A 25,328-nucleotide genomic window follows, 5' to 3' on the forward strand; every position below is an offset into this window, starting at 1 on the left:
GCTCAAAGTCGGGGGGTGGACTCCGGCCGCCCAGGCGAGGAGTAACGGTCAATGCTTCGGTGACTTCGATCGTACACCGACCAAACTTAGTGAATGAAGTGGGTAATTTTCGTTGACGCACCACTTCCACCTGGATAGATTCTTCGCGTTGATCGCCGCGGCAGCGCCCGGCGGGGGTACCCGGCCCAAGGCGCCGGCACCCGGTGACGTAGGGGCACGCGCACATCACACGAGGAGACTCATGACGAGCAGATTTCCCGGCCGCGCCCTGCGTGGCGCGGTGGCGGCAGCCGCCACGATCGCCCTCGGGGCAGGTCTGGTCGGCTGCGGTGACAACAGTGGATCGTCCAAGGGCGGCGGTAGTCAGGGCAAGGACACCGTGACAGTCGCCTTCCGTACCCCCAACTGGATCCTGCCGATCTCAGCGCCCGGCTTCACCCAGGGGGAGAACGCCATCTTCGGCCAGGCGCTCTATCGCCCCCTCTACCAGTACCGGCTAGACGGCACCGCGCAGTACAACATCGACCCACAGCGCTCGCTGGCCGAGCCGCCGCAGGTGAGCGACGACGGCCGGACGCTGACGATCACGTTGAAGGACAACTCCTGGTCCGATGGCACGCCCATCACCACCAGCGACATCCAGTTCTGGTACGACCTGGTCACGGCGAACAAGGACAAGTGGGCGTCCTACCGGGCCGGCGGCTTCCCCGACAACATCGACACGTGGTCGATCAAGGACGAGAAGACCTTCTCGATCACCACCACAAAGGTCTACAACACCGCGTGGTTCATCGACAACCAGCTCAACCGCATCACGCCCCTGCCCCAGCACGCCTGGAACAAGGACTCCGCGACCGCCGACGTGAGTGACCTCGCCAGCAGCCCGGAGGGCGCCAAGAAGGTCTTCGACTTCCTCACCGCCGCCGCGAAGGACCCCAAGACGTACGACTCCAACGAGCTGTGGCAGGTCACCAGCGGCGCGTGGAAGCTGGAGAAGTACGTACCCAACGGTGAGGTCACCCTCGCCGCCCAACCCAACTACTCCGGTACGGACAAGCCGAAGCTGTCCACGGTCGTGTTGCGGCCGTTCACCAGCGATGACGCCGAATTCAACGTGCTCCGCGCCGGCGACATCGACTACGGGTACGTGCCGGCGGCCAACATGTCCCAGACGAGCTACCTCGAGTCCAAGGGATACACGGTCTCACCGTGGTACGGCTGGTCGATCACCTACCTCCAGCTCAACTACAACAACCCGAAGTCCGGCGTGCTGTTCCAGCAGCCCTACCTTCGGCAGTCGCTGCAGATGCTCATCGACCAGCCGACGATCAGCGAGGTCATCTGGTCGGACACCGCCGCGCCGACCTGCGGCCCGGTGCCGGCCAAACCCGGCACCAACACCGACACCGCCCGGTGCGTGTACTCCTTCGACCCGGCCAAGGCCAAGGAACTGCTGGAGAGCCACGGCTGGAAGGTAACCCCGGACGGGCAGACCACCTGCCAGTCGCCGGGCACCGGCCCGAACCAGTGCGGCGAGGGAATCGCCGCCGGCACCCCGCTCGAGTTCACGGTGACCAGCCAGACCGGGTTCGCCGCCACGACCAAGATGTTCGCCGAGATCAAGTCACAGATGGCCAAGCTCGGTATCCAGCTGACCATCAAGGAGGTGCCCGACTCGGTCGCGGTAACGCCAGCCTGTGAGCCGACCGAGGCGAGCTGCTCCTGGGACATGTCCTTCTTCGGCTCGCAGGGCAGCTGGTACTACCCGGCCTTCGCCAGCGGCGAGCGGCTCTTCGCCACCGACGCCCCGGTGAACCTGGGCAGCTACAGCAACCCGGAGGCGGACAAGCTCATCGAGGCCACCCAGTTCGCCGGCGACGAGAGCGCGCTCATGGCGTACAACGACTTCCTGGCCAAGGACCTGCCCGTGCTGTGGATGCCGAACCCGGTGTACCAGGTCTCGGCGTACCGCTCCGGTCTGCAGGGCGTCGAGCCGCAGGACCCGATGAACCTCATGTACTTCCAGGACTGGTCCTGGAAGTAGCCCGCTGATCGTCCCGGTCCCGGCGACGCGCCGCGCGTCGTCGGGGCCCCGACCAGGGAGAGGAAGCCGCACAGTGGCCCGGTACCTCATCGCACGTCTGGGACAGGCGCTCATCGTCATCGTGCTCGTCACGGTGATCGCGTTCGTCATCTTGCACCTGCTGCCCGGGGGCGCCGCACGGGCCACCCTCGGCAAGGAGGCAACACTGGCGCAGCTGGCGGCGTTCAACCACGAGATGGGCTACGACCGGCCGTTGATCCAGCAGTACGGCATGTACGTGCAACGCCTGCTGCAGGGCGACCTCGGCTACTCCTACCAGCTCAACCAGTCTGTCCTCGAGGCGATCGAACAGCGGCTCCCCAAGACGATGCTGCTGTCGCTGCTGTCAACCCTGGTCGCCGTCGTGTTGGCGATCCCGCTCGGCGTGCTCCAGGCGATCCGCCGCAACCGCTGGCCCGACTACGCCATCACCGCACTGTCGCTGCTGGCGTACGCCACGCCCATCTTCTTTCTCGGCCTCATGATGATCATCGTCTTCTCGCAGGTCTGGCCGATCCTGCCCCCGGAGGCGCCGCAGGGGTTCACGGTTGCCGAGTTGCTCGCCGATCCGGCCGGGCTGGTCCTGCCCACGGCCACCCTCGCCATCGTCACCATCGCGGTCTACGCGCGGTACGTACGCTCCTCGATGATCGACAACCTGAACGAGAACTACGTACGCACCGCCCGCAGCAAAGGGCTCTCCGAGCGACGGGTGGTGCTGCGGCACACCCTGCGCAACGGGCTGTTCCCGGTCATCACGCTGCTCGGGATGTACCTGCCCGCGCTGTTCAGCGGGGCGCTGGTCGTCGAGTCGCTGTTCAACTTCCCCGGGATGGGCCAGTTGTTCTGGCAGGCGGCGCTGAAGCGCGACTTCCCGATCCTGCTCGGGGTCACCGTCATCATCTCGATCGCCACCGTCGTCGGCGCGCTGGTCGCCGACCTGCTCTACGCCGCCGTTGACCCCCGAGTCCGACTCCGTGGGAGCGCCACATGAGCACGCTGTCCGAAGCGGTCGGCCCGGCCGAGCCAAACGACACACCACCGCGTGGCCTCTGGCGGCAGGGGCTCATCGTCTTCTGCGAGAACCGGCTTGCCCTGGTGGGACTGGGCCTGTTCGTCCTGCTGGCCGCGGTTTGCTTCCTCGGACCGCTGGTCTACCAGACCGACCAAGTACACACGGACCTCACCGCCGTATACCGGGCCCCGGGCGAGCAGGGACATCTGCTCGGCACCGACGGGGTCGGCTACGACCAGCTGGGGCGGCTGATGCTCGGCGGGCAGACCTCCATCATCGTCGGACTGGCCGCCGGGGTCCTCGCCACCATCGTCGGCACGCTCCTCGGTGCCATCGCCGGCTTCTTCGGCGGTTGGGTGGACGCCGCGGTGATGCGCCTTGTCGACGCGATGATGTCGATCCCCTCGTTGTTCCTGTTCATGCTGCTCGCCGCCATCGTCACGCCGAGCGCGCCGATGCTCATCCTCATCATCGGCGCCTTCGCCTGGCTGGGCCCGGCCCGGCTCGTGCGGGGCGAGGCACTGACGCTGCGCTCCCGCGAGTACGTCCAGGCGATGCGCGGGATGGGCGGCACGGGCGGCCGTGCGGTCCGCCGACACATCATCCCCAACGCCATCGGCACGGTTATCGTCAACGCCACCTTCCAGGTCGCCGACGCCATCCTCTACGTCGCCTACCTGTCCTTCCTCGGCCTCGGCATCCCCCCGCCGGCGGCGAACTGGGGCGGCATGCTCTCCGATGGTCTCGCGGACACCTACAGCGGCCACTGGTGGCTTTTATACCCGCCCGGGATCGCCATCATCCTCATCGTCCTCGCCTTCAACTTCATCGGTGACGGACTCAGGGACGCCTTCGAGGTTCGCCTCCGGCGACGCTAGCAGGAGCAGAGAATGAGCGAATCGATCGGTCCAACCGCCCGGCACTCCGCGCCGGCCGGGCAAGCGGCAGCCGGCCGGCCCCTGCTGGAGCTACGTGACCTCGACACCGACATCGCGCTGCGCCGGGGCACGGTACACGCCCTCGACGCGATCAGTCTCGACGTCGCACCGGGGCAGACCCTCGGCGTTGTGGGCGAGTCCGGCAGCGGCAAGACGATGACCGCACTGTCGATCATGGGCCTGCTTCCGCCCGGCGGTCGCGTCGCCGGTGGGCAGATTCTGTTCGAGGGACGGGATCTACGCTCGTTGCCAACCGATGAGGTGCGCCGGATCCGAGGTGTCCGGATGGGCATGGTCTTCCAGGATCCGCTCACCTCGCTCAACCCCACCATTCGCGTCGGCGCCCAGGTGGCCGAACCGCTGCGCGTACACAAACGGGTCGGCCGGGCGGAGGCCAGGGACCGGGCCATCGAGATCCTGCGCCGGGTCGGGATGCCGCGGCCGGAACGGATCGTCGACAACTATCCACACGAGCTGTCCGGCGGTATGCGGCAACGGGTCGCCATCGCCATGGCTCTGGTCTGCTCACCAAGCCTGCTGATCGCCGACGAACCGACCACCGCACTCGACGTCACCACCCAGCGGCAGATCCTCGAACTCATCGACGACCTCCGGGAAGAGTTCGGGATGGCCGTCATCCTGGTCACCCACGACCTCGGGGTGATCGCCGGCCGGGCGGACCGGGTAGCCGTCATGTACGCCGGCCGGATCGTGGAGACCGCGGCTACCGAGCAGCTGTTCCACGCACCCCGGCACCGCTACACCGAGGCCCTGATGCGGGCGCTACCCGAGTCGGCCCTCCGGGACAGCGGCGGACACGACCGCCTGATCAGCATCCCGGGATTGCCACCGGACCTGTCCGGCCCCCTGACCGGATGCCGGTTCGCGGCCCGGTGTGCGTATGTCAGCGACGAATGCCGGACCACCGACCCGTCCCTGATCCCGGGCACCCATCAGCACGCGTGTCTGCACCCGGTACCCACGCCCGCCGGGGCAGCCACGGGGCCGGCCCCGACACAGGTCGAACCGGCGGCGAAGCCGGCGCAGGTCGAACCGACGACAGAGCCGGTCACCGCGGCGCCGGCCGACGTCGCGGAGCTGCCGGTCCTGTCGGTGCGGAACCTGGTCAAGAACTACCCGGTGCGCGGCCGTGGGCTGCTGCGCCGGGCAGCCGGGCAGGTCAGTGCGGTGGCCGACGTCTCCTTCGAGGTCAGGCCCGGGGAGACCTTCGGGCTCGTCGGTGAATCCGGCTGCGGCAAGTCCACCGTGGGACGGCTCTCCGTCGGCCTGGAACGACCCTCCGCCGGACAGATCGTGTTGGACGGTACGGATCTCACCGACCTCACCGGCCGGGAACGACGCCGGATGCACCGGCAGGTCCAACTCATGTTCCAGGACAGCTACGCCGCGATGAACCCCCGGATGCGGGTTGACGCCATCCTCGCCGAACCACTCGAGATCCAAAAGGTGGGTGACAGTGCGGCGCGGCAGGCCCGGATCGCCACTCTCCTCGACCAGGTGGGGTTGTCCCGACGCGCGCTGGAACGCTACCCCCACGAGTTCTCCGGCGGTCAGCTCCAGCGGATCGGACTGGCCCGGTCGCTGGCGTTGCACCCCCGGCTGATCGTCGGCGACGAGCCGGTGAGCGCGCTGGACGTGTCGATCCAGGCGCAGGTGCTCAACCTGATGCGGGACCTGCAGCGCGAACTCGGTCTGGCGTACATCTTCATCAGCCATGATCTGTCCGTGGTCGACTACATGGCAGACCGGATCGGTGTGATGTACCTCGGCAAGCTCGTCGAGATCGGGCCAGCCCGGGAAGTGGTGCGGGCGGCCCGGCACCCGTACACGCAGGCACTTGTCGACGCGGTCCCGTCCATCGCGCCGGATCGGGCAGCCACTCGCGACGGCACGACCATCCGGGGCGAGCTTCCCAGCGCCCTCGACCCACCCACCGGGTGCCGATTCCGTACGCGCTGCCCCCGCGCGGCGGACATCTGCACAACGGAGCCCCCGCTGGCCGGCGGCCGGCACCAGGTGGCCTGCCACCTGCCGCTACGCCCGGAGCCGACCGGCACGCCCACCCAGGTCCAGGCCGTCGGATGACCACGGTGGAAATCTGCGTCAGTGATGTGCCGACCGCACTGGTGGCTGAGGCGGCCGGGGCCGACCGGCTGGAGCTCTGTGCCGACCTCGGCCAGGGCGGCACCACGCCGAGCCTGGGGACGGTTGAGGTCGCCTTGCGTACGCTGCGTGCGGCCGATTTGCGCGTCATGATCAGGCCCCGCGGCGGTGACTTCCGGGTGAGCGAGCTCGAACAGCAGGTCATGCTCGCCGACATCGCGGCCCTCCGCGCCCTGCCCAACCCAAACGGTCTCACGGTCGGCGTGGTGGTCGGCGCGCTCACCCCCGACGGCGGCCTCGACCTGGCCGTGCTGCGGGACCTGATCGAGGCGGCGGGGCCGTTGCCGGTGACCGTACACAAGGCATTCGACGAGGTCGACGACCAGCTCGCGGCGATCGACGAGGTCATCGACCTCGGGGCGGATGCGGTGCTCACCTCGGGCGCGGCGAGCACCGCGCTGACCGGTGCCGCCCGGATCGCCGCGCTGCGGCAGCGGGCCGGCGATCGGCTTCGGGTGATCGCCGCCGGCGGTATCCGCTCGCACAACGTCCGGCAGGTGCTCGCCGAAACCGGGGTACGGGAGGTGCACCTACGCGCGCCCGTCCGGCGCGACGGGCGCGAGGCGACCGACGGCGATGAGGTAAGCCGCCTCCTCAGCGCCGTACGCGGTGAACGGACGCGCTGATCGCCGGTCCAGCTCATAGCTGTCGCTGATTGGAGGCGCAGCTCGGGTGCCTTCCGACGTTTCGGATTCCCGAAGGGCCCGCTCCCACCGGGTTACGGCAGGAACGGGCCCTTTCGAGCTCAGCGTGAGCAGGCCGCTATCCGGCGCAGCCAGGCACGTTGACGCAGTTGTTTGGTCGATTCTTGATGACGACCGTACCGGTGGCCGGGTTCAGGTTCACCGTACCCGCCACGTTGAGGATGCCCCCGCCGTTACCGGTGGCGATATTCTTGACAATCTTCGTGTTGAACAAGTTGACGGTGGCCATCCCGCCTACTCCGATGTTGAATATCCCACCCCCCGATACGCTTTGGTTGGCCGTGATCAGGGTGTTTCGGACAACTACTGTGGAGTCGAAGGCAAGGGCCGAGTTGACGATCCCGCCACCGTTCGCGCCCGGCGCGACGTTACCCGCGATCTTGCTGTCTTCGACGGTGACCGCAGCTGTTTCCGTGAGGGCCTGGATACTGAGGCCGCCACCCTGAAGGGCTGCGGTGTTGTCGGTGGCGGTGACCCGCCGCACGGTCAACATTCCCCCTTCGGCGAAGACCCCACCACCGTTGCTACCGGTGTTGTTGGTGATGGTGGAGTCGGTGAGGGTGACGGTCGCGTTGAAGCTACCGACTCCTCCGCCGGCGTCACCGGTGCGATTGCCGCTGACGGTGCTGCCGGTCACGAGGGTCGTGCTACCAGGTGAACCGCCGATACCGCCGCCGGAGCCGGCAGCGTTGTTGACCGTGTTCGCGGTGACGGAGGTCTTTTCGACGGTGAGCAGACCGTCATTGTCGATTCCTCCACCCACGCTTTCCGCGATGTTACGACCGATCGTGGAGTGCTTGGTGGTGGTGATGCCGTCGTTGGCGATGCCACCGCCCCTACTGCTGGCGATATTGCGGGTGACGGCGCTTTTCATGACGGTCAACGCTCCACCGGTGTTGACGAGCACTCCCCCACCGTCACCGTCGGCCTGCCCGCCGGTGACTTCCAGGTGGTTGAGGGTGAGGTCACCACCGGCATCGACGGCGAAAATGCGAAACTCTTCAACGGCGGCGGCACGGGTGATGGTGGTGTGTTTACCGCCGTTCAGGGTGATGGGGGTGGTGATCGCGGGCAGGCCGGCACCGTCGATGTTGGTCGTGAGGGTGTAGGTGCACTTCTCGGCGAGGTCGAGCACGGCACCGCCGCGAGCGTTGGCGAGGGTGATCGCGGCGATCAGCTTGTCCGCATCACAGGGCACCGGGATCCCCTCGGGTTTCTCCGCCTTCCGCCCCTTGTCGGACTTGCCCTTGTCTGACTTACCCTTGCCGGGCTCGTCCCCGCTACGACGGTCGTCGGCGGCGGGTTGCTCGTTGGCGGAGGCGAGGGGACGTCCGGCCGCCTCAGCGGCCGGGGCGGCGACACCGACCGTGGTGAGAGCCAGTCCGGTCACCCCGGCCAGCCCCACAGTCCATCGCCACCGCGCCCTCGCACGCCCCTGGTCGGGGCGTACCGGTTCGGGTCCGGGTGTGTGGTCCTGATGGTTCATCGCAATCCTGGTGTCCTTCCCCCGTGAACGGCGAGAAGCTTCGCCGCCCGGGGGCAGACCGGGGTGGCGCTCCTCGGCTACCAGAAGGCGGTAGCAACCACCACGAGCAAAACGGACTTAACCCCCCAAACAGCCCATAATGCGAGTAATGCCCACCAAAGGGATCTCGGCTCTCGTCACGGCCTGCGGAGACACACCGGGCTGGAGGGGCACGACAGCCGCGCCCGGTCACGGCCGACGCCGCCCGGAGTCAGGGCGAGCACCCGCCCTCGGCGACCTCGACGAGTTCCGGCCCGCGATCACCCCTACCCGGCGCAGCCCGGCACGTTGAAGCAGTTGTTTGGTCGATTCTTGATCACGATGGTGCCGGTGGCCGGGTTCAGATTCACCACACCGGGCGGTAGGTTGAAGATGCCGCCGCCAGTTTGAACGGCGATATTCTTGGTGATCTTCGTGTTGACAAGGGTAACCACCCCGTCGAGGCCCTGGCTCGCCAGGTTGAATATTCCGCCACCAATTGCTGCCTGGTTATCCGTGATGTGGGTGTCCCGGACGTAAACCGTGGAGGGTTGGTTGAGGGCGGCGTTGACGATGCCTCCACCGTTCTGGATGTTGGCGACGTTATGCGCGATCTTACTGTCCGCAATGGTGCCCACGGTTGCCGCGTTGAGGCCTTGGAAAACTAGACCGCCGCCCTGATTGACGGAGGTGTTGTGGGTGACCGCAACGTGGCGGAGGGTCAGGCTGCCCCCCTGAACGAAGGCTGCGCCGCCATTGCTGGCGCGGTTGTCGGTGATGGCGGAGTCGGTCACGGTGACCTTCGCACTCAAGCCGCCGGTTCCGCCGCCGGCACCAATGGTGGTGTTACCGCTAATGGTGCTACGGGTCACGAACGTGGTGCTGCCGGGGAAGCTGCCGACACCTCCGCCGATTCCGTTAAAAACATTTGCCGCGTTCGCGGTGACGTTGGATTTCTCGATGGTGAGTAGACCCGCATTGCCGACGCCTCCGGCGGAGGTCGCCGCGGTGTTGCGACTGACCGTGGAGTGGTTGATGGTGGTGGTGCCGTTGTTGGCGATGCCACCGCTGCTGCCGGTGCCGTCGCTGCCGGCGATGTTTCGGGTGACGGTGCTGTGGTTGGTGGTCAACGCTGCGCCAGTGTTGACGAAAATGCCGCCGCCGTTGTCGATGGTTTGCCCACCGGTGATTGTGAGGTGGTTAAGGGTGAGATCGCCGCCGACGTTGACGGTGAGGATCCTGAACTGCGCAACGGCGGCGGCACGGGTGATGGCGGTGTGTTTGCCGCCGTTCAGGGTGATGGGGGCGGTGATCGCGGGCAGGCCGGCACCGTCGATGTTGGCGGTGAGGAGGTAGGTGCACTTCTCGGCGAGGTCGAGCACGGCACCGCCACGGGCGTTGGCGAGGGTGATCGCGGCGATCAGCTTGTCCGCGTCGCACGGGACCGGTACGGGCTTCGGCTTCATCTCATTCTTACCCTTGCCCGGGTCGGACCCTCCACCGCTGCGATGGTCCTCGGTGGCGGAGGAGGGCTCGTCGGCGGAGGTGAGCGAAGGTCCGGCAGTGCCGACCACCGAAGCGGCGACACTTGTGGCGATGAGCGCCAGGCCGGTGAGGCCGGCAGCCCACCACCACCGCCGCCGTGACCGCGGTCGGAGCGCGGCGAGGTGGACCGGTTCGCGCCTACGGGAGTGGTCCTGGTCTTGATGGTTCATCCTGCTCTCGGCGTCCTTCCCCCGTGAACGGTGAGGAACCGCAGCCCACGTGGGTAGCCGGATGGGATTCCCCGACTACCGGGCAGCGGTGGCAACCAACCGAGCTAAGCCGATCCGAGGGGCAGAATTCGGACATAAGGCTATATAAGCCCCATAAGACATCTTCAGTACCTGCGAGGCGACTGCCTACTCACCCGAGCAGCACGACCAGCTCCGGAGCGAAGGCTGGGTCCAACGGAAACACCGGCCGCACCACATTCCGGCGCCCGTCCGGCGCGACGGGCGCGAGGCGACCGACGGCGGTGAGGTGAGCCGCCTCCTCACCGCCGCACGCGGTTAACGGATGCGCTGATCGCCCGGTCCAGCTCATGCAGGTCGTCGATGACGGTGTCGGCGTGGTCCAGCTCCGCCGGAGCGTGGGTGGTGGCGATCGCCACCACCACGGCACCGGCCGCTTTGCCGGCGGCAACTCCGGCGGGGGAATCCTCCACGACAACGCAGGACTCGGCGGCAACATCGAGTTGCCGGGCGGCCAGCAGATACCCCTCGGGATCGGGCTTGCCGTGGCGGACATCCTCCGCCACTACGAAGACCGGTGGAGTTCGCAGACCGGCACCGCGCATCCGGGCGGTCATGAGGCGACGGGACCCGGACGTGACGACGGCCCACCTGCCATCGGTAATCATGGCCAGCGCGGCGGTGGCGCCGGGGATCGGGCGCACCGACTCGGCGTACGAGAGCTCGAGGTCGGCCAGCTCCCGCAGGACCGACGCGACCGCCTCGGGCGGAAAGAACTCCGGCACCACGTCCTCGTCGCGCCGGCCGTGGCAGACCCGCAAGACGGCGTCCGCATCGACGCCGTAACGAGCGGCGACCGTACGCCAGCTGATGGTGACCGCCTCGGTTGAGTCCACGAGGGTGCCGTCGATGTCGAAGAGGACTGACCGATCCATGTTCACCTGGCCTTCACGTTAGTCATTGGCGACCTGCCACCAAGGTCGCAACGCGGTGCTCAGCGCACGAGGGTCGGGGCGACGAGCGCGTCCAGCCCGCGCCCGGCCACACAGCGGTACGTCCGCTCCGCCTCCCCGGGGGGCAGCACCTCCAATTTCCACCCCTCGGTGTGGGTGAGGCCGGCGGCGAGCTTGAAGGTGGTCTCGTTGCACACTCGACGAACCGTCGGGTCGACGCCGATGTTGGGGTAGCGGATCCCGGGTGCCGCCTCGATCAGCTCGCCCTCGGCGTAGCTCTCCCAGGTGTGCTCACCCGAGCAGGGCACCTGCTCGGCGGGGGCCCGCGCCCCGCTGCCCCAGATCGGACCGAAACACTCCAGCTCGTCTCCGCACCGGGCCCCGGAGGGTAGCTCCACCGCCTGGGCGCAGGCGGGCCGGAGGGCGGGATCGGCGGTCCGGCCCACGCTCGAGGTCGGTCGCGACACACTCAGGCCGCCATCGCGCCCATCCTGATCCAGTCCAACGCCGACCAGCCCGACTCCGGCCGCGAGGAGGGCGGCCACTCCCGCGCCGCCGAGGAACCAGGGCCACCGACGCCGGGCCGCGGAGGAGGGAAGGGGCGGGTGTGCGTCCTCGGCCGGCGCGCGGGGCGCCGGGTAGGTCGGCCGGCCGTCCGCGGCCACTCCGGTGTGCCCGCTCGGGGCCGTCCCGGGGTGCCCGCCGGCGGCTGGCTCGGCCGGGGCGCCGGCGGCGGTCCCGCCAACCGGCAGCGCGGCCAGCTGGTCCCGCAGCTCGGCGGCGGACGGTCGCGCGATCGGGTCGTTCGACATGCCGGCCCGGAGGATGTCGACCAGCTCCTCCGGCACCCCGGGCAGGCCGGGTACCGGCTGCTGGAACATCTCCAGCACCGTAACCAGGCTGGGGTCGCGCTCGGACCGCCAACGCGGCGGCCGACCGTGCATCACCGCGTAGAGGGTGGCGCAGAGGGCGTAGACATCCACTGCCGGCGAGGGTGGGCTGTGGTTGAACATCTCCGGTGGCGCGTACGCCGGGGTGAGCACCTCCAGGGCGACCGTGGCGTCCCGCAGCTCGGCGACGACGGCCAGCCCGAAGTCGGCCAGCACCGCCGGGTTGAAGTGGGAGTGGAGGATGTTGGCCGGCTTGATGTCGCGGTGCAGCACCCCGGCCGCGTGGGAGTGGGCGATCGCGTCGGCGATCTTGACTCCGAGGTCGCGGGCCTCCACCGGGCCGAGCGGCGAGGTACGCATCCGTTCGGCGAACGACCCGTCGCAGAGCTCCATGATCAGGTACGGGTGCTGGTCCACGGTGACGCCGACATCGAAGAGGTCAACCACGTGCGGGTGGGACGACATCCGACCGGCCGCCCGTGCCTCGCGGAGGAACCGGGCCTGGTCCCGCTCGCTGTCCAGCGTGCGGTTCTCTACTTTGACCGCCACCTCGCGGCCCACCGAGATCTGGGTGGCTTTGTAGATCGTCGCGTAACCGCCTCGGGCAAAAACCCGCAGATCGGTCAGCCCGGGCACAAGGGGCGTCGGTAGCGCGCCAGGCGAGGTCTCGGTCACGGCTTGAAAATACCGAATCAGGCGGGCTGGTCAGCGAACCGCGTCAGCGGTGGACGCCGGACCCGCCGGGTCGGCCGACGACGAGACGGCGCTGCCCGGTGCCACGGCACCCGGGCCGCGGCGATCCCACCACAGACCCGCAGCGGTCGCCAACGCGCCCAGCCCCTCCCAGGCGGCCACCCCGAAGAACCGGCCCGGAGCGGTGTCCACCAGCACCAAGACGGTGAAGACGGTGAACGTGAGGAGCCGGAACCCGACCGTGAACCGGTAGAAGGCCCGCCACTCGGTCGCCGCGGCGAGCAGGTAGTAGACCCCCATGTTGAACGACGCCATCGAGGACGCCGTCAGGAATGTAATGGTGTAGTCACCCGACGCCCGCGACTCCAGCACCTCGAAACCGAGCAGCCGCAGCATCACCTCCGGCCAGACCAGCCCAACCGCGCCCACAAGCAACGCGAGCAGGCCAAATACCGTGACTGTCCAGCCGGCGGCAGAACGCGGCAGCTTCATCGGACCCCTTCCGTCCGGCACGCCCACACCCCAGGGCCGTGCGCGCCCCCACGCTATCGACCATCCACCCTGTCCCGCATCACCGGAATTACCAAAATCTGCCACCGACGCTGCCGCCGACGGCCGGATCACTCGGCCGCTGTCAACCGGCTGAGGAGGTCGTCCGCGGCCCGCCGCTCGCTCCGCTGCTCGGTCGCGTACGCCAGGCGTACCGCCTCCTGGGCGCTGGCCCGCGCCGCCACCGACTCGCCGGTAGCGGCGAGCGCCCTCGCCAACACGGCGGCGGTGACCACCTGACTACGCACGTCCTCCGCCCGGACGGAACGGGCCCGCCGCGCCCAGTCCAGCGCCTGCTCCGCCTGCCCGTGGGCAAGCAGGGCGGAGGCGTACTGGGCCAAGGTCAGGCGACGGGAGAAAAGCAACGCCGGGGTGGTCTGCGCGGCGGTCGCCACCGGGGCGAGCAGGTCGACCGCGGCGCCGGGGTCGCCGGCCGCCAGCCGGGCGGTGGCCAGCAGCACCCGCGGCGCCACCTGCGCCGGCGCCCACGGGTTGTACGGCTCGACGGCGGCCAGCACCGCCTGCGCCTCCCGCTCGGCCCGGTCGTGGTCGCCCGAGTCCAACGCCACGAACCCCCGCAGCGTGCCAGCCATCCCGGTCAACAGTGGATGCGAGGTACGGCGGGCGTACCCCATCGCGTCGGTGAACAGATCCGCGGCGTGCTCCGGCTCGCCTAGGCCGCGCGCGATGACCCCGCGCACCACCAGCGCGAAGCCCCGCCCCCACTCGTCGGCGGCGGCGTCAAAGTCCCGGTACGCCCGCCGGGCCGCCCGGTCGGCCTCAGCCAGATCACCCAGCTCGGCGGCGGCGAACGCCTCCACCGCCCGCAGGGTGCCGACCGCCCACTGCTCGCCGACCCGCTCGCCGAACGGCAGGAACGCCCGGGCGAGGCGGCCGGCCTCGTGCAGCCGGCCGGCGAGCAGCCGGGCGAAGGCGGTGGTGCCCCGCAGCCAGGCCCGCCCGTACGGATCCTTCAGCTCGGCGAACAACCGCGCGGCTCGACCGAGCACCGCGTCCGTACCGGCGAAATCGCCCCGGGTGGTGGTCACCCAGGCCAGGTTCTGCAACGACCACGCCTGCCCACGGCGGTCCTGCACCGCGAGACTGGTCTGGTACGACGCCGCGAGCCGGCTGCTCGCCTGCCCCAGCCGGCCGGCGATGAAGTCGGCCATCCCGAGCCGCCGCATCGCCGCCGCTTGCAGCGTCGGCAACTCGTGGGCGGAGGCGACCTGCAACGCCTCCTGCCAGGAGCTCACCGCCCGGTCCGGGTCGCCCATTGTCTGCTGCGCCTGCCCGGCTAGGAGCAGCGCACTCGCCTGGATGGCCGCCTCGTCCCCGGCGTTGGCGGCGATCTTCTCCGCATTCGCGAGCGCGTCGGACGCCTTGCCGATCTGGAGCAGCGCCCGCGCGTGCACCACCCGGTCGGCCGCGGGGACCCCATCCGGAGCCAGCTCGCTGGCGCGTTCGGCGTACTCCACTGCCAGCAGTGGCTCTCCGACGTACATCGACCGGCGGGCGGCGTGGCCCAACGCGGCGACCCCGACCGGGACCACGGCCCGCGCCGGTGCGTCCGGCCGCAGTCCGACCGCGTCGGCGAGCGCGGTCGCCCGCTCCACGTGCCCGGCCACGAAGTCGTCCCGGGCGGCCTCGGTGAAACCACCGGAGGCGGAAGTACCGGTCGGGGCGTCGGCCGCCGCCCAACGGGCGAGGGCCGCGTGCCGTTCGGCCAACTCGGCCTTGCTGACCCCGGCGTAGGCCGCCTCCCGCATCAGCGGGGTGGCGAACGTGTGGCCGGACCACGCGCGGTGCAACATCCGGCGTTGCAGCAACTCCTCGACCGCGCGTTCCAGCTCCACGGCGGCCACCGCCGCCGGCCAGCCGTCCCGACCGCTCCGCTGCTCCCGCAACGCCTCCAGCGCCCCCGCCGGTACGGTGTCGCCGACCACCGCCGCGTCCCGCAGCACCGAACGGGCGTCCGCCGGCAGCGCGTCGATTCGCGCGGCGAGCACGGCCGCGAGGTCACGGGAGAGCAGTTGACTGCCGAGCGAGCCCGGCGCGAGCTGCCAGTCCTCGTCGGTACCGACGGTCAGGGCGCCCCGCTCCATCAGCAGGGTGACCAGCTCCGCCAGGTAGAACGGGTTGCCCTGCGCGGTGGCGAGCAGGCGATCGGCGTCGACCTGCGGCAACCGGCCGTCACTGAGGTAGCTGGTGAGCAGCCGCGCGGCGTCCGCACCACGCAGCGGCGGCAGCGCATGGACCTCGGCGTCGGCCACCCGGGTCAGGGCACCCGCCGTGCGGACCAGCTCCGGCCGGCCCAGCAGCAGCACCAGCACCGGGCCGACGAGCCGGGACAGGGTCTCGCCGAGCGCCTGGGTGCTCTCGGTGGTCGCGTCGTGCAGATCGTCGACCACGACCACCAGCGGCTCCTCCGCGGCGAGGGCGCTGAGCAGGTCGGCGACGGCGTTCGGCACCGCGTCGCCGTCGGCGGACTGACTCGCCGAGCGCCACTCGCCCTGGTCGGTGGGGCCGCTGGGCAGCTCCGCGTACCCGAGCAGGGCCAGCAGCTGCTCGGTGGCGACCGGCGCGGAATCGCCACCGGCACGGCCGAGGCGCTGGCCGAGTCGACGCAGTCGCTCCTCGACCGCCGGTCGGGTGAGCGCGGTGGCCGAGTCGGTGGGCAGGCCGACCGCGGCGCGGACCAGGTCCGCCAGCGGAGCGAGCCGGCGCCGTTCACCGAACGCGACGCAGCGCACGGAGAGCACCCGCGCACCGGTGTACGCCGCGAACCGGCCGGCGCCCACGTCGTAGCCGGCGGCGAGCCGCTCCACCTCGGCGGCGAAGCGGGACTTGCCGATGCCGGCCTCGGCGGTCATCAGCAGTACCCGGGGCTCACCGCTGTCAACCACCTCGGCGAGCCGGCCCGCCACCCGCCCGATCTCGGTCTCCCGGCCGATGAAGGGCGCCTCGTCCCCCAACCCGGAGCGGGTGCCCGTGGCGTCCAGCAGGCCCAGCAGCTCGTACGCCGCGACCGGCTCGCGCTTGCCCTTCAGCCGTAGCGGGCGCAGCGACCGCCAGGAGGCGACGTGCCGGGTGGCGGCGGCGGTCCGGTCCCCCGCGTAGACCGCCCCGACCGCCGCCGCGTCGGCGAGCCGGGCGGCGGTGTTGACCGTGTCTCCGATGACCGTGTACTCCAGGGCCGCCTGGATTCCGGCGATCACGCCCCCCGTGTTGAGCCCGACCCGCAGCCCCAGCGGCCCGCCGCCACCACGTTCGTCGTCGAGGACCCGGCGCACCGCCCGCTGCATCGACAGCGCCGCCCGAACGGCCCGCTCGGCGTCGTCCTCGTGCGCCACCGGCGCACCGAAGACCGCCATGATGCCGTCCCCGGTCAGCTTGTCGACGTGCCCGCCGAAGGTCTTGACCGCACCGGCCAGCGCCGCGAGCACCCGGTCGGTGACGGCGCCGACCCGTTCCGGGTCGAGATCCTCCGACCAGGAGGTGAAGTCGGACAGGTCACCGAAGAGCACGGTGACCACACGGCGTTCGGTGGCGGGCAGCGTCGCCGCAGCCGGCAGCGCGGCGCCGCAGTTGTGGCAGAACCGGGCACCGGGTACCGCGACGGTTCCGCACACCGGGCAGGTCACGTCTACTCCAACTCCGCATCGGTGGCGCCGGATTCCCGGCCCAGGTACGCCAACTGTGCCCGGACCGACCATTGGGCGGCCCACCACAGTGACCGGTCGACGTCGGCGTAGACGACCGCCACCACCTCGGCGGCGGTGCGGGCACCGGCGTCGAGCGCGGCCCGGACCTGGTCGAGGCGGGCCCGTCGATGGGCCAGGTAGAACTCCGCCGCGGCGCCGCAGTCCGCCAGCGCCGGGCCGTGACCGGGCAGGGCCGGAATTCCGCCGTACGTCGCGAGCAGCTGCAAACTGTCCAGATAGTCCCCGAGGTGCCCGTCCGGGTGGGCGACCACGGCGGTGCCCTGGCCGAGGATGGTGTCACCGGTGAGGAGCACCTGCTCGTCGCCGTACGTCGCGAGGAAGCAGACCGAGTCGGCGGTGTGCCCCGGGGTGCCCAGCAGGCGGATCTCCAGCGGGTCGCCACCGAGGTCGCCGGCGGCCTCGGTCAGCGGCGTACCGCCGATGGTGTGCGCCGGATCCGCGGCGCGTACGGGCGCCCCGCCGAGCAGGTCGTGCAGGCGTGCCGAGCCTTCGGTGTGATCGGGGTGCCCGTGGGTGATCAGCACCTGCCCGATCGGCCCTTGGGCGGCGATCGCGGCCAGGTGCGCCTCGTCGGCCGGGCCGGGGTCGATCACCACCGCCGGTTCCTCGGGGGCGGCGCGGAGCACCCAGGTGTTGGTGCCCGTCAACGTCATCGGCCCGGGGTTGGGGGCCCGCAGCAGCGTGACCCACCCCGGCAGCGCGCCGGCGAGAGCTGTCGCCGGCGCCGTGAAGTGCCCGCTCATGGCTGCGATCGTACGACCACCCGCACCGGCCTCCGCGATCTTGCACCTCCATCCTCCGCTTCATACCCGTTCAGGGGTTTTGACCGGCAGGAGGTACAAGATCGCGGCAGGAGCTAAGCTGCGACCTCGACGATGACCTCAACCTCGACGGGCGCGTCCAGGGGCAGCTCCGCCACCCCGACCGCGCTCCTCGCGTGCCGACCGGCCTCACCGAAGACGGTGCCGAAGAAGTCGGAGGCGCCGTTGATGACACCGGGCTGGCCGGTGAAGCCCGGGGCACTCGCCACGAAGCCGGTCACCTTGACGATCTTGACGATCTTCGCCAGCCCGACCAACGAATTGATCGCCGCGAGCGCGTTCAGCGCGCACCGCTGGGCCAACTCCCTGGCCTGGTCGGCGGAGACGTCAGCGCCCACCTTGCCGGTGGCGAGCAGCTTGCCCTCGGCCATCGGTAGCTGACCGGAGACGTAAACGTGCTGCCCGGACCGCACCGCCGGCAGGTAGCTGGCGACCGGAGGCACCACCTCGGGCAACTCATGCCCCAGCTCGACGAGTTTCGCGTACGGCCCGGTCATGCCTTGGGCCGCTTCAGGTAGGCGACGAGTTGCTCCGGGTTCGGGCCGGGAACCACGGATACCAGTTCCCAGCCGTCCTCGCCCCAGTTGTCGAGGATCTGCTTGGTCGCATGGACCAGCAGCGGGACCGTGGCGTACTCCCACTTCTGCATCGCTGGAAGGCTCTCTTTCCTGGAGTGCGGTTCTTTCCAGGGCACAGCCTACGGTCCGACGACGACCTGGGGCGCGGGACGTTGCTCGGCCACCGCCTCCCCGCACGAGCCAACGTGGTCATAGGGCCGTGGGCAGCGGGACCGGTCCAGCAGCGGCAGGTCACAGAAGACCCGGTGCCGGTTGTTCTGGTCATCCGCCGTGGAGACCGTGGTCTCCCCGGCGTCCACCGCACCGAGGAAGCTCAACGAGGTGGCGATCGTGCCCGCCAGCGCGACAGCGGCGGCGTGGTCCGCGACCCGGACCGGAAGATGCACCACGTAGCCCGGCTCCTCCTCGTCGCGAGGCGGCAGGGCAGGCTGGTCCGGGACACCCCCGGGGGCCGGCAGCCGGATCGCGGCCGGGAGTTGGGTCCGGCGGGTGTTCTCCACGTCGTGCATGCCCTTGCCTCCGGCGGTTTGTACCTGATCGTGCCCACGCCGCTCGGCCCGGCCCACGGCCCGATCCCGGCACCATCGGAACGTAGGCTGCTGTTCGACGCCCGCCAACAGGACGCGCGGCATTCCGACCGCCAAGTCACATATGCGACACCTGCTCCGGCGGAATACGGACAACATCCGGGAGTCGACGGGCCTGGGCGGAACCGGCTCCCTGCCAATGGCCGGGCCAACCGCTACCCTTCCGGTCGTAACCGGCGGCCAACCGCCACCCGTCGCCTCGCCGAGCCGACGCAGTCCCACCCCCCGGGGGAGCGATGTCCCAGTCAGCCAGCGACGATCCGACCCATCAGCCCGATCACCCGACCGCACCGGCCGCACCCCCCGCACCACCGAACCCGTCGGCATACCCCCCACCCGACGCCCCCGACGCACCACCAAACCCGTCGGCATACCCCGCGCCCCCCGCCCCCTATCCCCCGGAGCAGCAGAGTCCGGCGCCCCGCCGCCGACGCGGATTCCTGATCGCGTCGATCGCCCTTGCGGTGACCCTGGTGCTCTGCGTCGGCGGCGGGGTCGCCGCATTCCTGGTGCTGCGTCCCATGGAGGAGGGCCCGGGCGCCGAGGAGCCCCGGGTCGCCGTGGATGAGTTCCTCACCGCCGTCTACCAGGACCGCGACGCGGCCCAGGCGTCGAGCCTGGTCTGCTCGGCCGCCCGGGATCGGGACAAGATCTCCGCGAAGGTCGCCGAGGTGGAGAAGTACGCGGCCGACTACGAGAAGCCGCACTTCCGGTGGAGCCCCCCGAAGGTCGAAAAGCAGACCAAGGGCGAAGCCAGCGTGACCACCACGGTCACCATGACCACCGCCGACGAGCACGCCGCCGAACTGCCCCTGCGCCTCACCGTGATCTGGACCGAAGGTTGGCGGGTCTGTGAGGTCGCCGGCGGGTGACGCCTGGTTAGGCTCGACGGGTGGGAGCAGCACAGCGACCGGCCGAGCCGGCCGGCACCGAGTGGCCGGCCCGCCTTCACGTGGTGACCGGCAAGGGCGGCACCGGCAAGACCAGCGTCGCCGCCGCCCTCGCCCTCGCCCTCGCCACCGGGGGCCGGCGCACCCTGCTGGTCGAGGTCGAGGGACGGCAGGGCATCGCCCAGCTCTTCGGCACCGACCCGTTCCCCTACGCCGAGCGGCACCTGACCGACGCCGCGGGCGGCGGCGAGGTGCGGGCTCTCGCCGTGGACGCGGAGGAGGCCCTGCTCGAGTACCTGGACATGTTCTACAAGCTCGCCGGCGCCGGCCGGGCGCTGCGCAAGCTGGGCGCCATCGACTTCGCCACCACCATCGCCCCGGGGCTGCGCGACGTGCTGCTGACCGGCAAGGTGAAGGAGGCCACCACCCGCACGCAGGGCCAGCAGCGGGTGTACGACGCGGTGGTGTTGGACGCCCCGCCCACCGGGCGGATCGCGCGGTTCCTCAATGTCACCGCCGAGACCGCACGGTTGGCCCGGGTGGGGCCGATCAAAACTCAGAGCGAGGGGGTCGCCGCGCTGCTGCGCTCCCCGATGACCGCCGTGCACGTGGTGACGCTCCTTGAGGAGATGCCGGTCCAGGAGACCGCGGACGCCATCGCCGACTTCGCCACGCTGGGTTTCCCGGTCGGACGGATCATCGTCAACGCCACCCGCCCACCGGCACCGGTCAACGCCGCGATCACCGCGGCGGAGCTCACCGCCGGGTTGCTCGCCGCCGGGCTGCCCGCCGACGAGGCCACCGTCTCCGGCCTGGCGACCGAGGCGCGCGACCAGTCAGTCCGCCGCGACCTGGAGGACTCGCTCCGGACCGAGCTGGCCGAGTTGGGCCTGCCGCTGGTCGAGCTGCCGCTGCTGCCCGACGGGGTGGACCGGGCGGGTCTGGATCTGCTGGCCGCGGCGCTCGTCCGAGCGGCTTGAGGCACTCCTCCGGCTCGGGAGCGTTGGTGAACCGGGCCCGATACGCTCGATTGGTGCCTTCCGACGACGCGGCGCCGCCGCTGGACGTTGACCGGATCCTCGCCGATCCCGGCGTACGGATCGTGGTCTGCTGCGGGGCGGGCGGGGTGGGCAAGACGACCACCGCCGCCGCGCTCGCGCTTCGGGCCGCGGAGGAGCACGGTCGCCGCACGGTGGTGCTCACCATCGACCCGGCGCACCGGCTGGCCCAGTCGCTGGGGCTTACCGAGCTGGACAACACTCCACGCCAGGTCAAGGGGATCAACGTCGAGGCCAGCGGCGGTGAGCTGCACGCCATGATGCTCGACATGAAACGCACCTTCGACGACGTGGTGCTCCAGCACACTGATCCGGCGCGGGCCGCGGAGATCTTCGCGAACCCGTTCTACGCGGCCATGAGCTCCACCTTCGCCGGCACCCAGGAGTACATGGCGATGGAGAAGCTCGGGCAGCTGCACGCCCGGGGCGAGTGGGACCTGATCGTGGTGGACACTCCGCCCTCCCGCTCGGCGTTGGATTTCCTCGACGCACCGGCTCGCCTCGCCCGCTTCCTGGACGGCCGGATGCTGCGGCTGCTGCTTGCCCCGGCCCGCACGGGCGGGCGGAGCATGTTCAGCTTCGTCACCGCCGGGTTCGGCATGTTCTCGAAGGTTGTTCAGAAGTTGTTGGGCGCCCAGTTGTTGAGTGATCTGTCCGGCTTTGTAGCCGCCCTCGATTCGATGTTCGGCGGTTTCCGCCAACGGGCGGAGCAGACCTACCGCATCCTGCAGGCCCAGGAGACGGCGTTCCTCCTGGTCGCCGCGCCGGAGCCGGACGCGGTCCGGGAGGCCGCGTACTTCGCGGGCCGGCTGCGGGCCGACCGGATGCCGCTCGCCGGGTTGGTGCTCAACCGGGTGCACCGCCCGGCAGCCCCGGAGCTCGACCCCGACGAGAGCCTGGCCGCCGCTGACCGGCTGGCCAGGCTGGGCGGCCACGACGGCACGGCGGACGTGCTCCGGGCCCATGCCACCCTTGCCCACCAGGCCGTACGCGAACAGCGGGTGGCCGCTCGGTTCACCGCGGCGTTCCCGACCGTGCCGGTGGCCTCGGTCACCGCGCAGCCCGCCGATGTCCACGACATCGACGGGCTACGGACGATCGGTTCGCTGGCCGGCCAGGGAGATCCGTAGCCGGCCGCGGCGCCAGGGGTTACTTACTCATCAGCCCGGCCGCGGGCGGCCAAGGGAAGACTCGTCAGCCAACCGTGGCGGCCAGGACCTTGTCCCGGTCGGCCTTCTCCTTGGCGTTCTTCTTCATCGCGGCCTCGAACGTCTTGCGCCAGCTGGCGACCTGCGGATGGCGGCGCAGCAACGCCCGCCGTTCCCGTTCGGTCATGCCGCCCCACACGCCGAACTCGATCCGGTTGTCCAGCGCGTCGGCCAGGCACTCGTACCGGACTGGGCAGCTTCGGCAGATCCGCTTCGCCACGTTCTGTTCGGCGCCCTGTACGAACAACGCGTCCGGGTCCCCGTTCTGACATGCCGCCAGCGACGGCCAGTCAGTGATCATGCCCATCTGTACACGTCCCCCCTTGCAGTACTACCGACCCCATCGCGGACCAGCCGGCTGTTTTCCCCCCGATCGCCCGCCGACCTCCCCCAAGGCGGCACGGACGACCTGTGGCGCTGTCGCCGCTCCCATCATGCTCTGTAGCTGCCTGATTACGCAACGTTGTCGGCAAAATCCATTATTCCGGACACTCCCGGCTTACCGGGCTGGCTGGCGCCCGCATACCCCACCGAGGTCCACGAAAACGTTGGACGCCCATCCCACGCCATGAGGAGACTCGGCGACGCCTGGTCCGCAACCGCCTACCGGGGGTCGTGCGTTTAACACAACGAGGAGGGCGTGCGCAGGAAATGGGGAAAAGCCGCCCCGCGCCGCTCGCCACCGGTTCGCTACCCTGTCGAGGTGACCTGGATGCGGAAACGTGATCATAATGTGCTGACCAACGCCGCATCGCTGCTCGTCTGTGGCTTACTCGCCGGAGTGGTGGTCGCCGCGGCGGCCTTCCCAGCGGTGGCACTGTCCGGGCTGGCCGCGAAGGCCGGCGCCGAAACCTTCGACGCCCTCCCCTCCGAGCTGGCCGTCGGCACCGGGCCCCAGATAAGCCACCTGCTCGCCGCCGACGGCAAGACACCGTTGGCCACGATGTACGACGAGAACCGCCGCGACATCGCCAAAATCGAGGACCTCGCGCCGGCCATGAAGGATGCGATCCTCGCCGCCGAGGACCACGACTTCTACGAACACAACGGAGTCGACCTCAACGGCGTCGCCCGGGCCTTCATCAACAACAGCCAGGAGGGCGCCCACCAGCAGGGCGCCTCCACGCTGACGATGCAGTACGTCCGGCTCGCCATCGCGTACTCGGCGACCCACCCCGCCGACGTGGTCGCGGCCACCGAGGACACCACCGCCCGCAAGCTGCGCGAGATGCGCTACGCCGTGCAGATCGAGAAGGAGTTCTCCAAGGACGAGATCCTGCGGCGCTACCTCAACATCGCCTCGTTCGGCAACGGCGCCTACGGCATCCACGCCGCCAGCCAGGTCTACTTCGCCAAGCCGCCGAGCAAGCTCACCATCGCCGAGGCGGCGCTCCTCGCCGGCCTAGTCAAAGCCCCCAGCACGTTGGACCCGACCACGCCCAGCGGCTACCCGAGCGCACTGGACCGGCGCGACTACGTCCTCGACAACATGGTGAAGATCAAAGCCATCAGCGCGGAGGAGGCCGAGGAGGCCAAGGCCAGCAAGCCGAAGATCGTCGGCAAGCGGGCGCCGAACGGCTGCGTTGACACCAACACGCAGGAGTGGGGATTCTTCTGCGACTACTTCTACCGCTGGTGGATGGAGCAGGAGGCGTTCGGCTCCACCTCGTACGACCGGGAGCGGCTACTCAAGAGCGGCGGCTTCGAGATCACCACCACGCTGGAGCCCCAGGTCCAGCAGGCCGCCGACGAGGCGGTACGGAAGAACCTCCCCGCCACCAGTAAGGCCGCGCGGATGCTCGCCGTGGTCGAGCCCGGCACCGGCCGGGTGCGCGCCCTCTCCACCAACCGCGACTACCAGCTCGACGACCCGGACAACCCGGAGAACAAGCCACACAGCAACCCGGCGAAACGCGAAACCGGGGCGCTCGGCAACTATCCCAACACCGTCAACCCGCTCCTCACCGGCGGTGACGGCATCACCGGCTACCAGGCCGGCTCGACCTTCAAGATCTTCACGGTGGTGGCCGCGCTGGAGAAGAGCATCCCGCTCAGCCACACCATCAACGCTGAGCATCGGTTCCGGTCCGACTACAGGATCGACAAGAACAGCCCCGCCGCCTGCGACGGCCCCTACTACTGCCCGGAGAACGCAAACCTCAGCATGGCCGGCGTGCACAACATGTGGAGCGCGTTCGGAAAATCGGTGAACACCTACTTCGTCCCCCTCCAGCAGCAGGTGGGGGCGGACAAGGTGGTCGAGGCCGCCAAGAAGCTCGGCATCACCTTCCGGAGCCAGGAGGACCTCGATCTGGAGAAAGACGCTGACGGTTGGGGTGCCTTCACCCTCGGCGTCTCCCAGACCACGCCGCTGGAGCTGGCCAACGCGTACGCCACCCTCGGCGCCGAAGGACTGTACTGCGAGCCGATCCCGGTGCAGGAGATCCGCGACCCGGCCGGCAACAAGCTCGACATCGCCAGCCCCCGCTGCGAGCAGCGGATCAGCACCGAGGTGGCCCGCGCCGCCGTGGACGCCGCCCGCTGCCCCGTCGGCGACAAGTCGTCCACGACGAAGTGCGGCGGCTCGCCGACCGCCGGCAACGTGCGGGGCATCGTTGACGCCCCGGTCGCCGGCAAGTCCGGCACCACCGACGGGGAAAAGACCGCGTCCCTGGTCGCGATGACCAAGCAGTACGCGGTCGCCGGCATCATGGCCGACCCAGACTGGCCGCAGACCACCCAGCGAATGGGTCACGACGACCCCGACGGCATCAACCCACCCGTGTACGAGACGCTGCGCGACGCGATGAAGGGCAAGCCCAGGGTCGACTTCACCCCGCCGGAGAACAAGCTCCGCTACGGCGACCAGCGGTCGATCCCGAGCGTCAAGTGCGTCAGCGTGGAGAAGGCGAAGTCCCGCATCACCAAGGCCGGATTCGCGGTGTTCGTCTCGACGAACCGGGTCGAGTCGAGCTGCCCGGCCGGCACCGCCGCCGGGACCAGCCCGACCGGCCGTACCGCCAAGGGCAGCGTCGTCACCATCAAGGTCAGCTCCGGCCCGGCCCCGGAGCCGGAGCCGACCAAGCCCACCGAGCCGGCCGAACCGACCGGGCAGCCCGACGGCAGACCGACGGAACGCCCCGCCGACTAGCGGTTCACTGAGACGTCAAAGGGGCGGCCACCTCGATCGCGGGTGGCCGCCCCTTCGCGTACGC

At 70.0% G+C, this 25,328-nt stretch carries 20 protein-coding genes and 1 pseudogene; 10 read left to right on the forward strand and 11 right to left on the reverse strand.

Annotated features, from left to right (window positions below; all coding sequences use genetic code 11):
- Positions 1–241 precede the first annotated feature (241 nt).
- The 5 genes from SALPAC2_RS0115325 (at position 242) to SALPAC2_RS0115345 (ending at position 6,846) form a co-directional block, all read left to right on the forward strand.
- Complete coding sequence (locus SALPAC2_RS0115325; RefSeq protein WP_018217523.1) at positions 242–2,044, forward strand: peptide ABC transporter substrate-binding protein; 1,803 nt, start codon at positions 242–244, stop codon at positions 2,042–2,044.
- Between the two features lie 73 nt (positions 2,045–2,117).
- Complete coding sequence (locus SALPAC2_RS0115330) at positions 2,118–3,077, forward strand: ABC transporter permease (protein WP_018217524.1); 960 nt, start codon at positions 2,118–2,120, stop codon at positions 3,075–3,077.
- The gene (locus SALPAC2_RS0115335) at positions 3,074–3,976 is read left to right on the forward strand and encodes an ABC transporter permease (protein ID WP_018217525.1); all 903 of its coding nucleotides are present in this window, start codon (positions 3,074–3,076) and stop codon (positions 3,974–3,976) included. Before SALPAC2_RS0115330 ends, SALPAC2_RS0115335 begins: the two co-directional genes overlap by 4 nt.
- Before the next feature lie 12 nt (positions 3,977–3,988).
- Positions 3,989–6,142, forward strand: coding sequence for an ABC transporter ATP-binding protein (locus tag SALPAC2_RS0115340; protein ID WP_018217526.1), 2,154 nt, complete (start codon positions 3,989–3,991; stop codon positions 6,140–6,142).
- Positions 6,139–6,846, forward strand: a complete 708-nt coding sequence (locus tag SALPAC2_RS0115345) for a copper homeostasis protein CutC (protein WP_018217527.1) — start codon at positions 6,139–6,141, stop codon at positions 6,844–6,846. The genes SALPAC2_RS0115340 and SALPAC2_RS0115345 overlap by 4 nt, the downstream gene beginning before the upstream one ends.
- Before the next feature lie 136 nt (positions 6,847–6,982).
- On the opposite strand, the gene SALPAC2_RS0115350 is transcribed toward SALPAC2_RS0115345, so the two are convergent.
- On the reverse strand, positions 6,983–8,410 hold the full coding sequence (locus SALPAC2_RS0115350) for a hypothetical protein (protein WP_026184762.1): 1,428 nt from the start codon (positions 8,408–8,410) through the stop codon (positions 6,983–6,985).
- 305 nt (positions 8,411–8,715) lie between these two features.
- On the reverse strand, positions 8,716–10,143 hold the full coding sequence (locus tag SALPAC2_RS0115355) for a hypothetical protein (protein WP_018217529.1): 1,428 nt from the start codon (positions 10,141–10,143) through the stop codon (positions 8,716–8,718).
- Between the two features lie 244 nt (positions 10,144–10,387).
- Between SALPAC2_RS0115355 and SALPAC2_RS26995 the strand changes: the two are divergent.
- Positions 10,388–10,483: pseudogene (locus SALPAC2_RS26995) on the forward strand (copper homeostasis protein CutC); the annotation flags it as partial.
- Here the strand turns inward: SALPAC2_RS26995 and SALPAC2_RS0115360 are convergent.
- From SALPAC2_RS0115360 to SALPAC2_RS0115395, 8 genes are all read right to left on the reverse strand, one after another.
- Positions 10,464–11,102, reverse strand: a complete 639-nt coding sequence (locus SALPAC2_RS0115360; RefSeq protein WP_033661849.1) for an HAD-IA family hydrolase — start codon at positions 11,100–11,102, stop codon at positions 10,464–10,466. The pseudogene SALPAC2_RS26995 and the gene SALPAC2_RS0115360 overlap by 20 nt on opposite strands.
- Positions 11,103–11,155: 53 nt before the next feature.
- On the reverse strand, positions 11,156–12,640 hold the full coding sequence (locus tag SALPAC2_RS0115365) for a serine/threonine-protein kinase (protein ID WP_018217531.1): 1,485 nt from the start codon (positions 12,638–12,640) through the stop codon (positions 11,156–11,158).
- 69 nt (positions 12,641–12,709) lie between these two features.
- Complete coding sequence (locus SALPAC2_RS0115370) at positions 12,710–13,189, reverse strand: hypothetical protein (RefSeq protein WP_018217532.1); 480 nt, start codon at positions 13,187–13,189, stop codon at positions 12,710–12,712.
- Between the two features lie 128 nt (positions 13,190–13,317).
- A complete protein-coding gene (locus tag SALPAC2_RS0115375; protein ID WP_026184764.1) occupies positions 13,318–16,890 on the reverse strand; it encodes an adenylate/guanylate cyclase domain-containing protein in 3,573 nt (1,190 codons plus the stop codon).
- A gap of 2 nt (positions 16,891–16,892) precedes the next feature.
- Positions 16,893–17,714, reverse strand: coding sequence for an MBL fold metallo-hydrolase (locus SALPAC2_RS0115380; protein WP_018217534.1), 822 nt, complete (start codon positions 17,712–17,714; stop codon positions 16,893–16,895).
- 113 nt (positions 17,715–17,827) lie between these two features.
- Positions 17,828–18,289: a RidA family protein gene (locus tag SALPAC2_RS0115385; protein ID WP_018217535.1), complete on the reverse strand. Its 462-nt coding sequence runs from the start codon at positions 18,287–18,289 to the stop codon at positions 17,828–17,830.
- Entirely contained in the window at positions 18,286–18,441 is a 156-nt protein-coding gene (locus SALPAC2_RS26715; RefSeq protein ID WP_013736319.1) for a DUF4177 domain-containing protein, read from the reverse strand. Before SALPAC2_RS26715 ends, SALPAC2_RS0115385 begins: the two co-directional genes overlap by 4 nt.
- A 48-nt stretch (positions 18,442–18,489) precedes the next feature.
- Positions 18,490–18,879, reverse strand: coding sequence for a hypothetical protein (locus SALPAC2_RS0115395; protein ID WP_018217536.1), 390 nt, complete (start codon positions 18,877–18,879; stop codon positions 18,490–18,492).
- Positions 18,880–19,193: 314 nt separating this feature from the next.
- Here SALPAC2_RS0115395 and SALPAC2_RS0115400 point away from each other — a divergent pair, with 314 nt between their 5' ends.
- The 3 genes from SALPAC2_RS0115400 to SALPAC2_RS0115410 are packed head-to-tail and all read left to right on the forward strand — an operon-like array spanning position 19,194 to position 22,035.
- Positions 19,194–19,829: an Rv0361 family membrane protein gene (locus SALPAC2_RS0115400; RefSeq protein WP_026184765.1), complete on the forward strand. Its 636-nt coding sequence runs from the start codon at positions 19,194–19,196 to the stop codon at positions 19,827–19,829.
- Between the two features lie 20 nt (positions 19,830–19,849).
- Positions 19,850–20,827 (forward strand): ArsA-related P-loop ATPase, encoded by a 978-nt coding sequence (locus SALPAC2_RS0115405; RefSeq protein ID WP_018217538.1) that lies wholly within the window; start codon positions 19,850–19,852, stop codon positions 20,825–20,827.
- Between the two features lie 50 nt (positions 20,828–20,877).
- Complete coding sequence (locus SALPAC2_RS0115410) at positions 20,878–22,035, forward strand: ArsA family ATPase (RefSeq protein WP_026184766.1); 1,158 nt, start codon at positions 20,878–20,880, stop codon at positions 22,033–22,035.
- A gap of 64 nt (positions 22,036–22,099) precedes the next feature.
- Here the strand turns inward: SALPAC2_RS0115410 and SALPAC2_RS0115415 are convergent, their stop codons facing one another.
- On the reverse strand, positions 22,100–22,420 hold the full coding sequence (locus SALPAC2_RS0115415) for a WhiB family transcriptional regulator (RefSeq protein WP_018217540.1): 321 nt from the start codon (positions 22,418–22,420) through the stop codon (positions 22,100–22,102).
- 405 nt (positions 22,421–22,825) lie between these two features.
- On the opposite strand from SALPAC2_RS0115415, the gene SALPAC2_RS0115420 reads away from it, so the two are divergent.
- Positions 22,826–25,264, forward strand: a complete 2,439-nt coding sequence (locus SALPAC2_RS0115420) for a penicillin-binding protein (RefSeq protein ID WP_026184767.1) — start codon at positions 22,826–22,828, stop codon at positions 25,262–25,264.
- Positions 25,265–25,328: the final 64 nt, after the last annotated feature.

The organism is Salinispora vitiensis (assembly GCF_000378825.1).
Taxonomy (GTDB): domain Bacteria; phylum Actinomycetota; class Actinomycetes; order Mycobacteriales; family Micromonosporaceae; genus Micromonospora; species Micromonospora vitiensis.

Bases quoted from the DNA above. Each gene is read 5' to 3' on its own strand.
- SALPAC2_RS0115400 (WP_026184765.1), top strand. From the start codon at position 19,194: ATGTCCCAGTCAGCCAGCGACGATCCGACCCATCAGCCCGATCACCCG.
- SALPAC2_RS0115325 (WP_018217523.1), top strand. From the start codon at position 242: ATGACGAGCAGATTTCCCGGCCGCGCCCTGCGTGGCGCGGTGGCGGCA.
- SALPAC2_RS0115395 (WP_018217536.1), bottom strand. From the start codon at position 18,879: ATGCACGACGTGGAGAACACCCGCCGGACCCAACTCCCGGCCGCGATC.
- SALPAC2_RS0115420 (WP_026184767.1), top strand. From the start codon at position 22,826: ATGCGGAAACGTGATCATAATGTGCTGACCAACGCCGCATCGCTGCTC.
- SALPAC2_RS0115345 (WP_018217527.1), top strand. From the start codon at position 6,139: ATGACCACGGTGGAAATCTGCGTCAGTGATGTGCCGACCGCACTGGTG.
- SALPAC2_RS0115415 (WP_018217540.1), bottom strand. From the start codon at position 22,420: ATGGGCATGATCACTGACTGGCCGTCGCTGGCGGCATGTCAGAACGGG.
- SALPAC2_RS0115340 (WP_018217526.1), top strand. From the start codon at position 3,989: ATGAGCGAATCGATCGGTCCAACCGCCCGGCACTCCGCGCCGGCCGGG.
- SALPAC2_RS26715 (WP_013736319.1), bottom strand. From the start codon at position 18,441: ATGCAGAAGTGGGAGTACGCCACGGTCCCGCTGCTGGTCCATGCGACC.
- SALPAC2_RS0115355 (WP_018217529.1), bottom strand. From the start codon at position 10,143: ATGAACCATCAAGACCAGGACCACTCCCGTAGGCGCGAACCGGTCCAC.
- SALPAC2_RS0115380 (WP_018217534.1), bottom strand. From the start codon at position 17,714: ATGAGCGGGCACTTCACGGCGCCGGCGACAGCTCTCGCCGGCGCGCTG.
- SALPAC2_RS0115335 (WP_018217525.1), top strand. From the start codon at position 3,074: ATGAGCACGCTGTCCGAAGCGGTCGGCCCGGCCGAGCCAAACGACACA.
- SALPAC2_RS0115350 (WP_026184762.1), bottom strand. From the start codon at position 8,410: ATGAACCATCAGGACCACACACCCGGACCCGAACCGGTACGCCCCGAC.
- SALPAC2_RS0115385 (WP_018217535.1), bottom strand. From the start codon at position 18,289: ATGACCGGGCCGTACGCGAAACTCGTCGAGCTGGGGCATGAGTTGCCC.
- SALPAC2_RS0115370 (WP_018217532.1), bottom strand. From the start codon at position 13,189: ATGAAGCTGCCGCGTTCTGCCGCCGGCTGGACAGTCACGGTATTTGGC.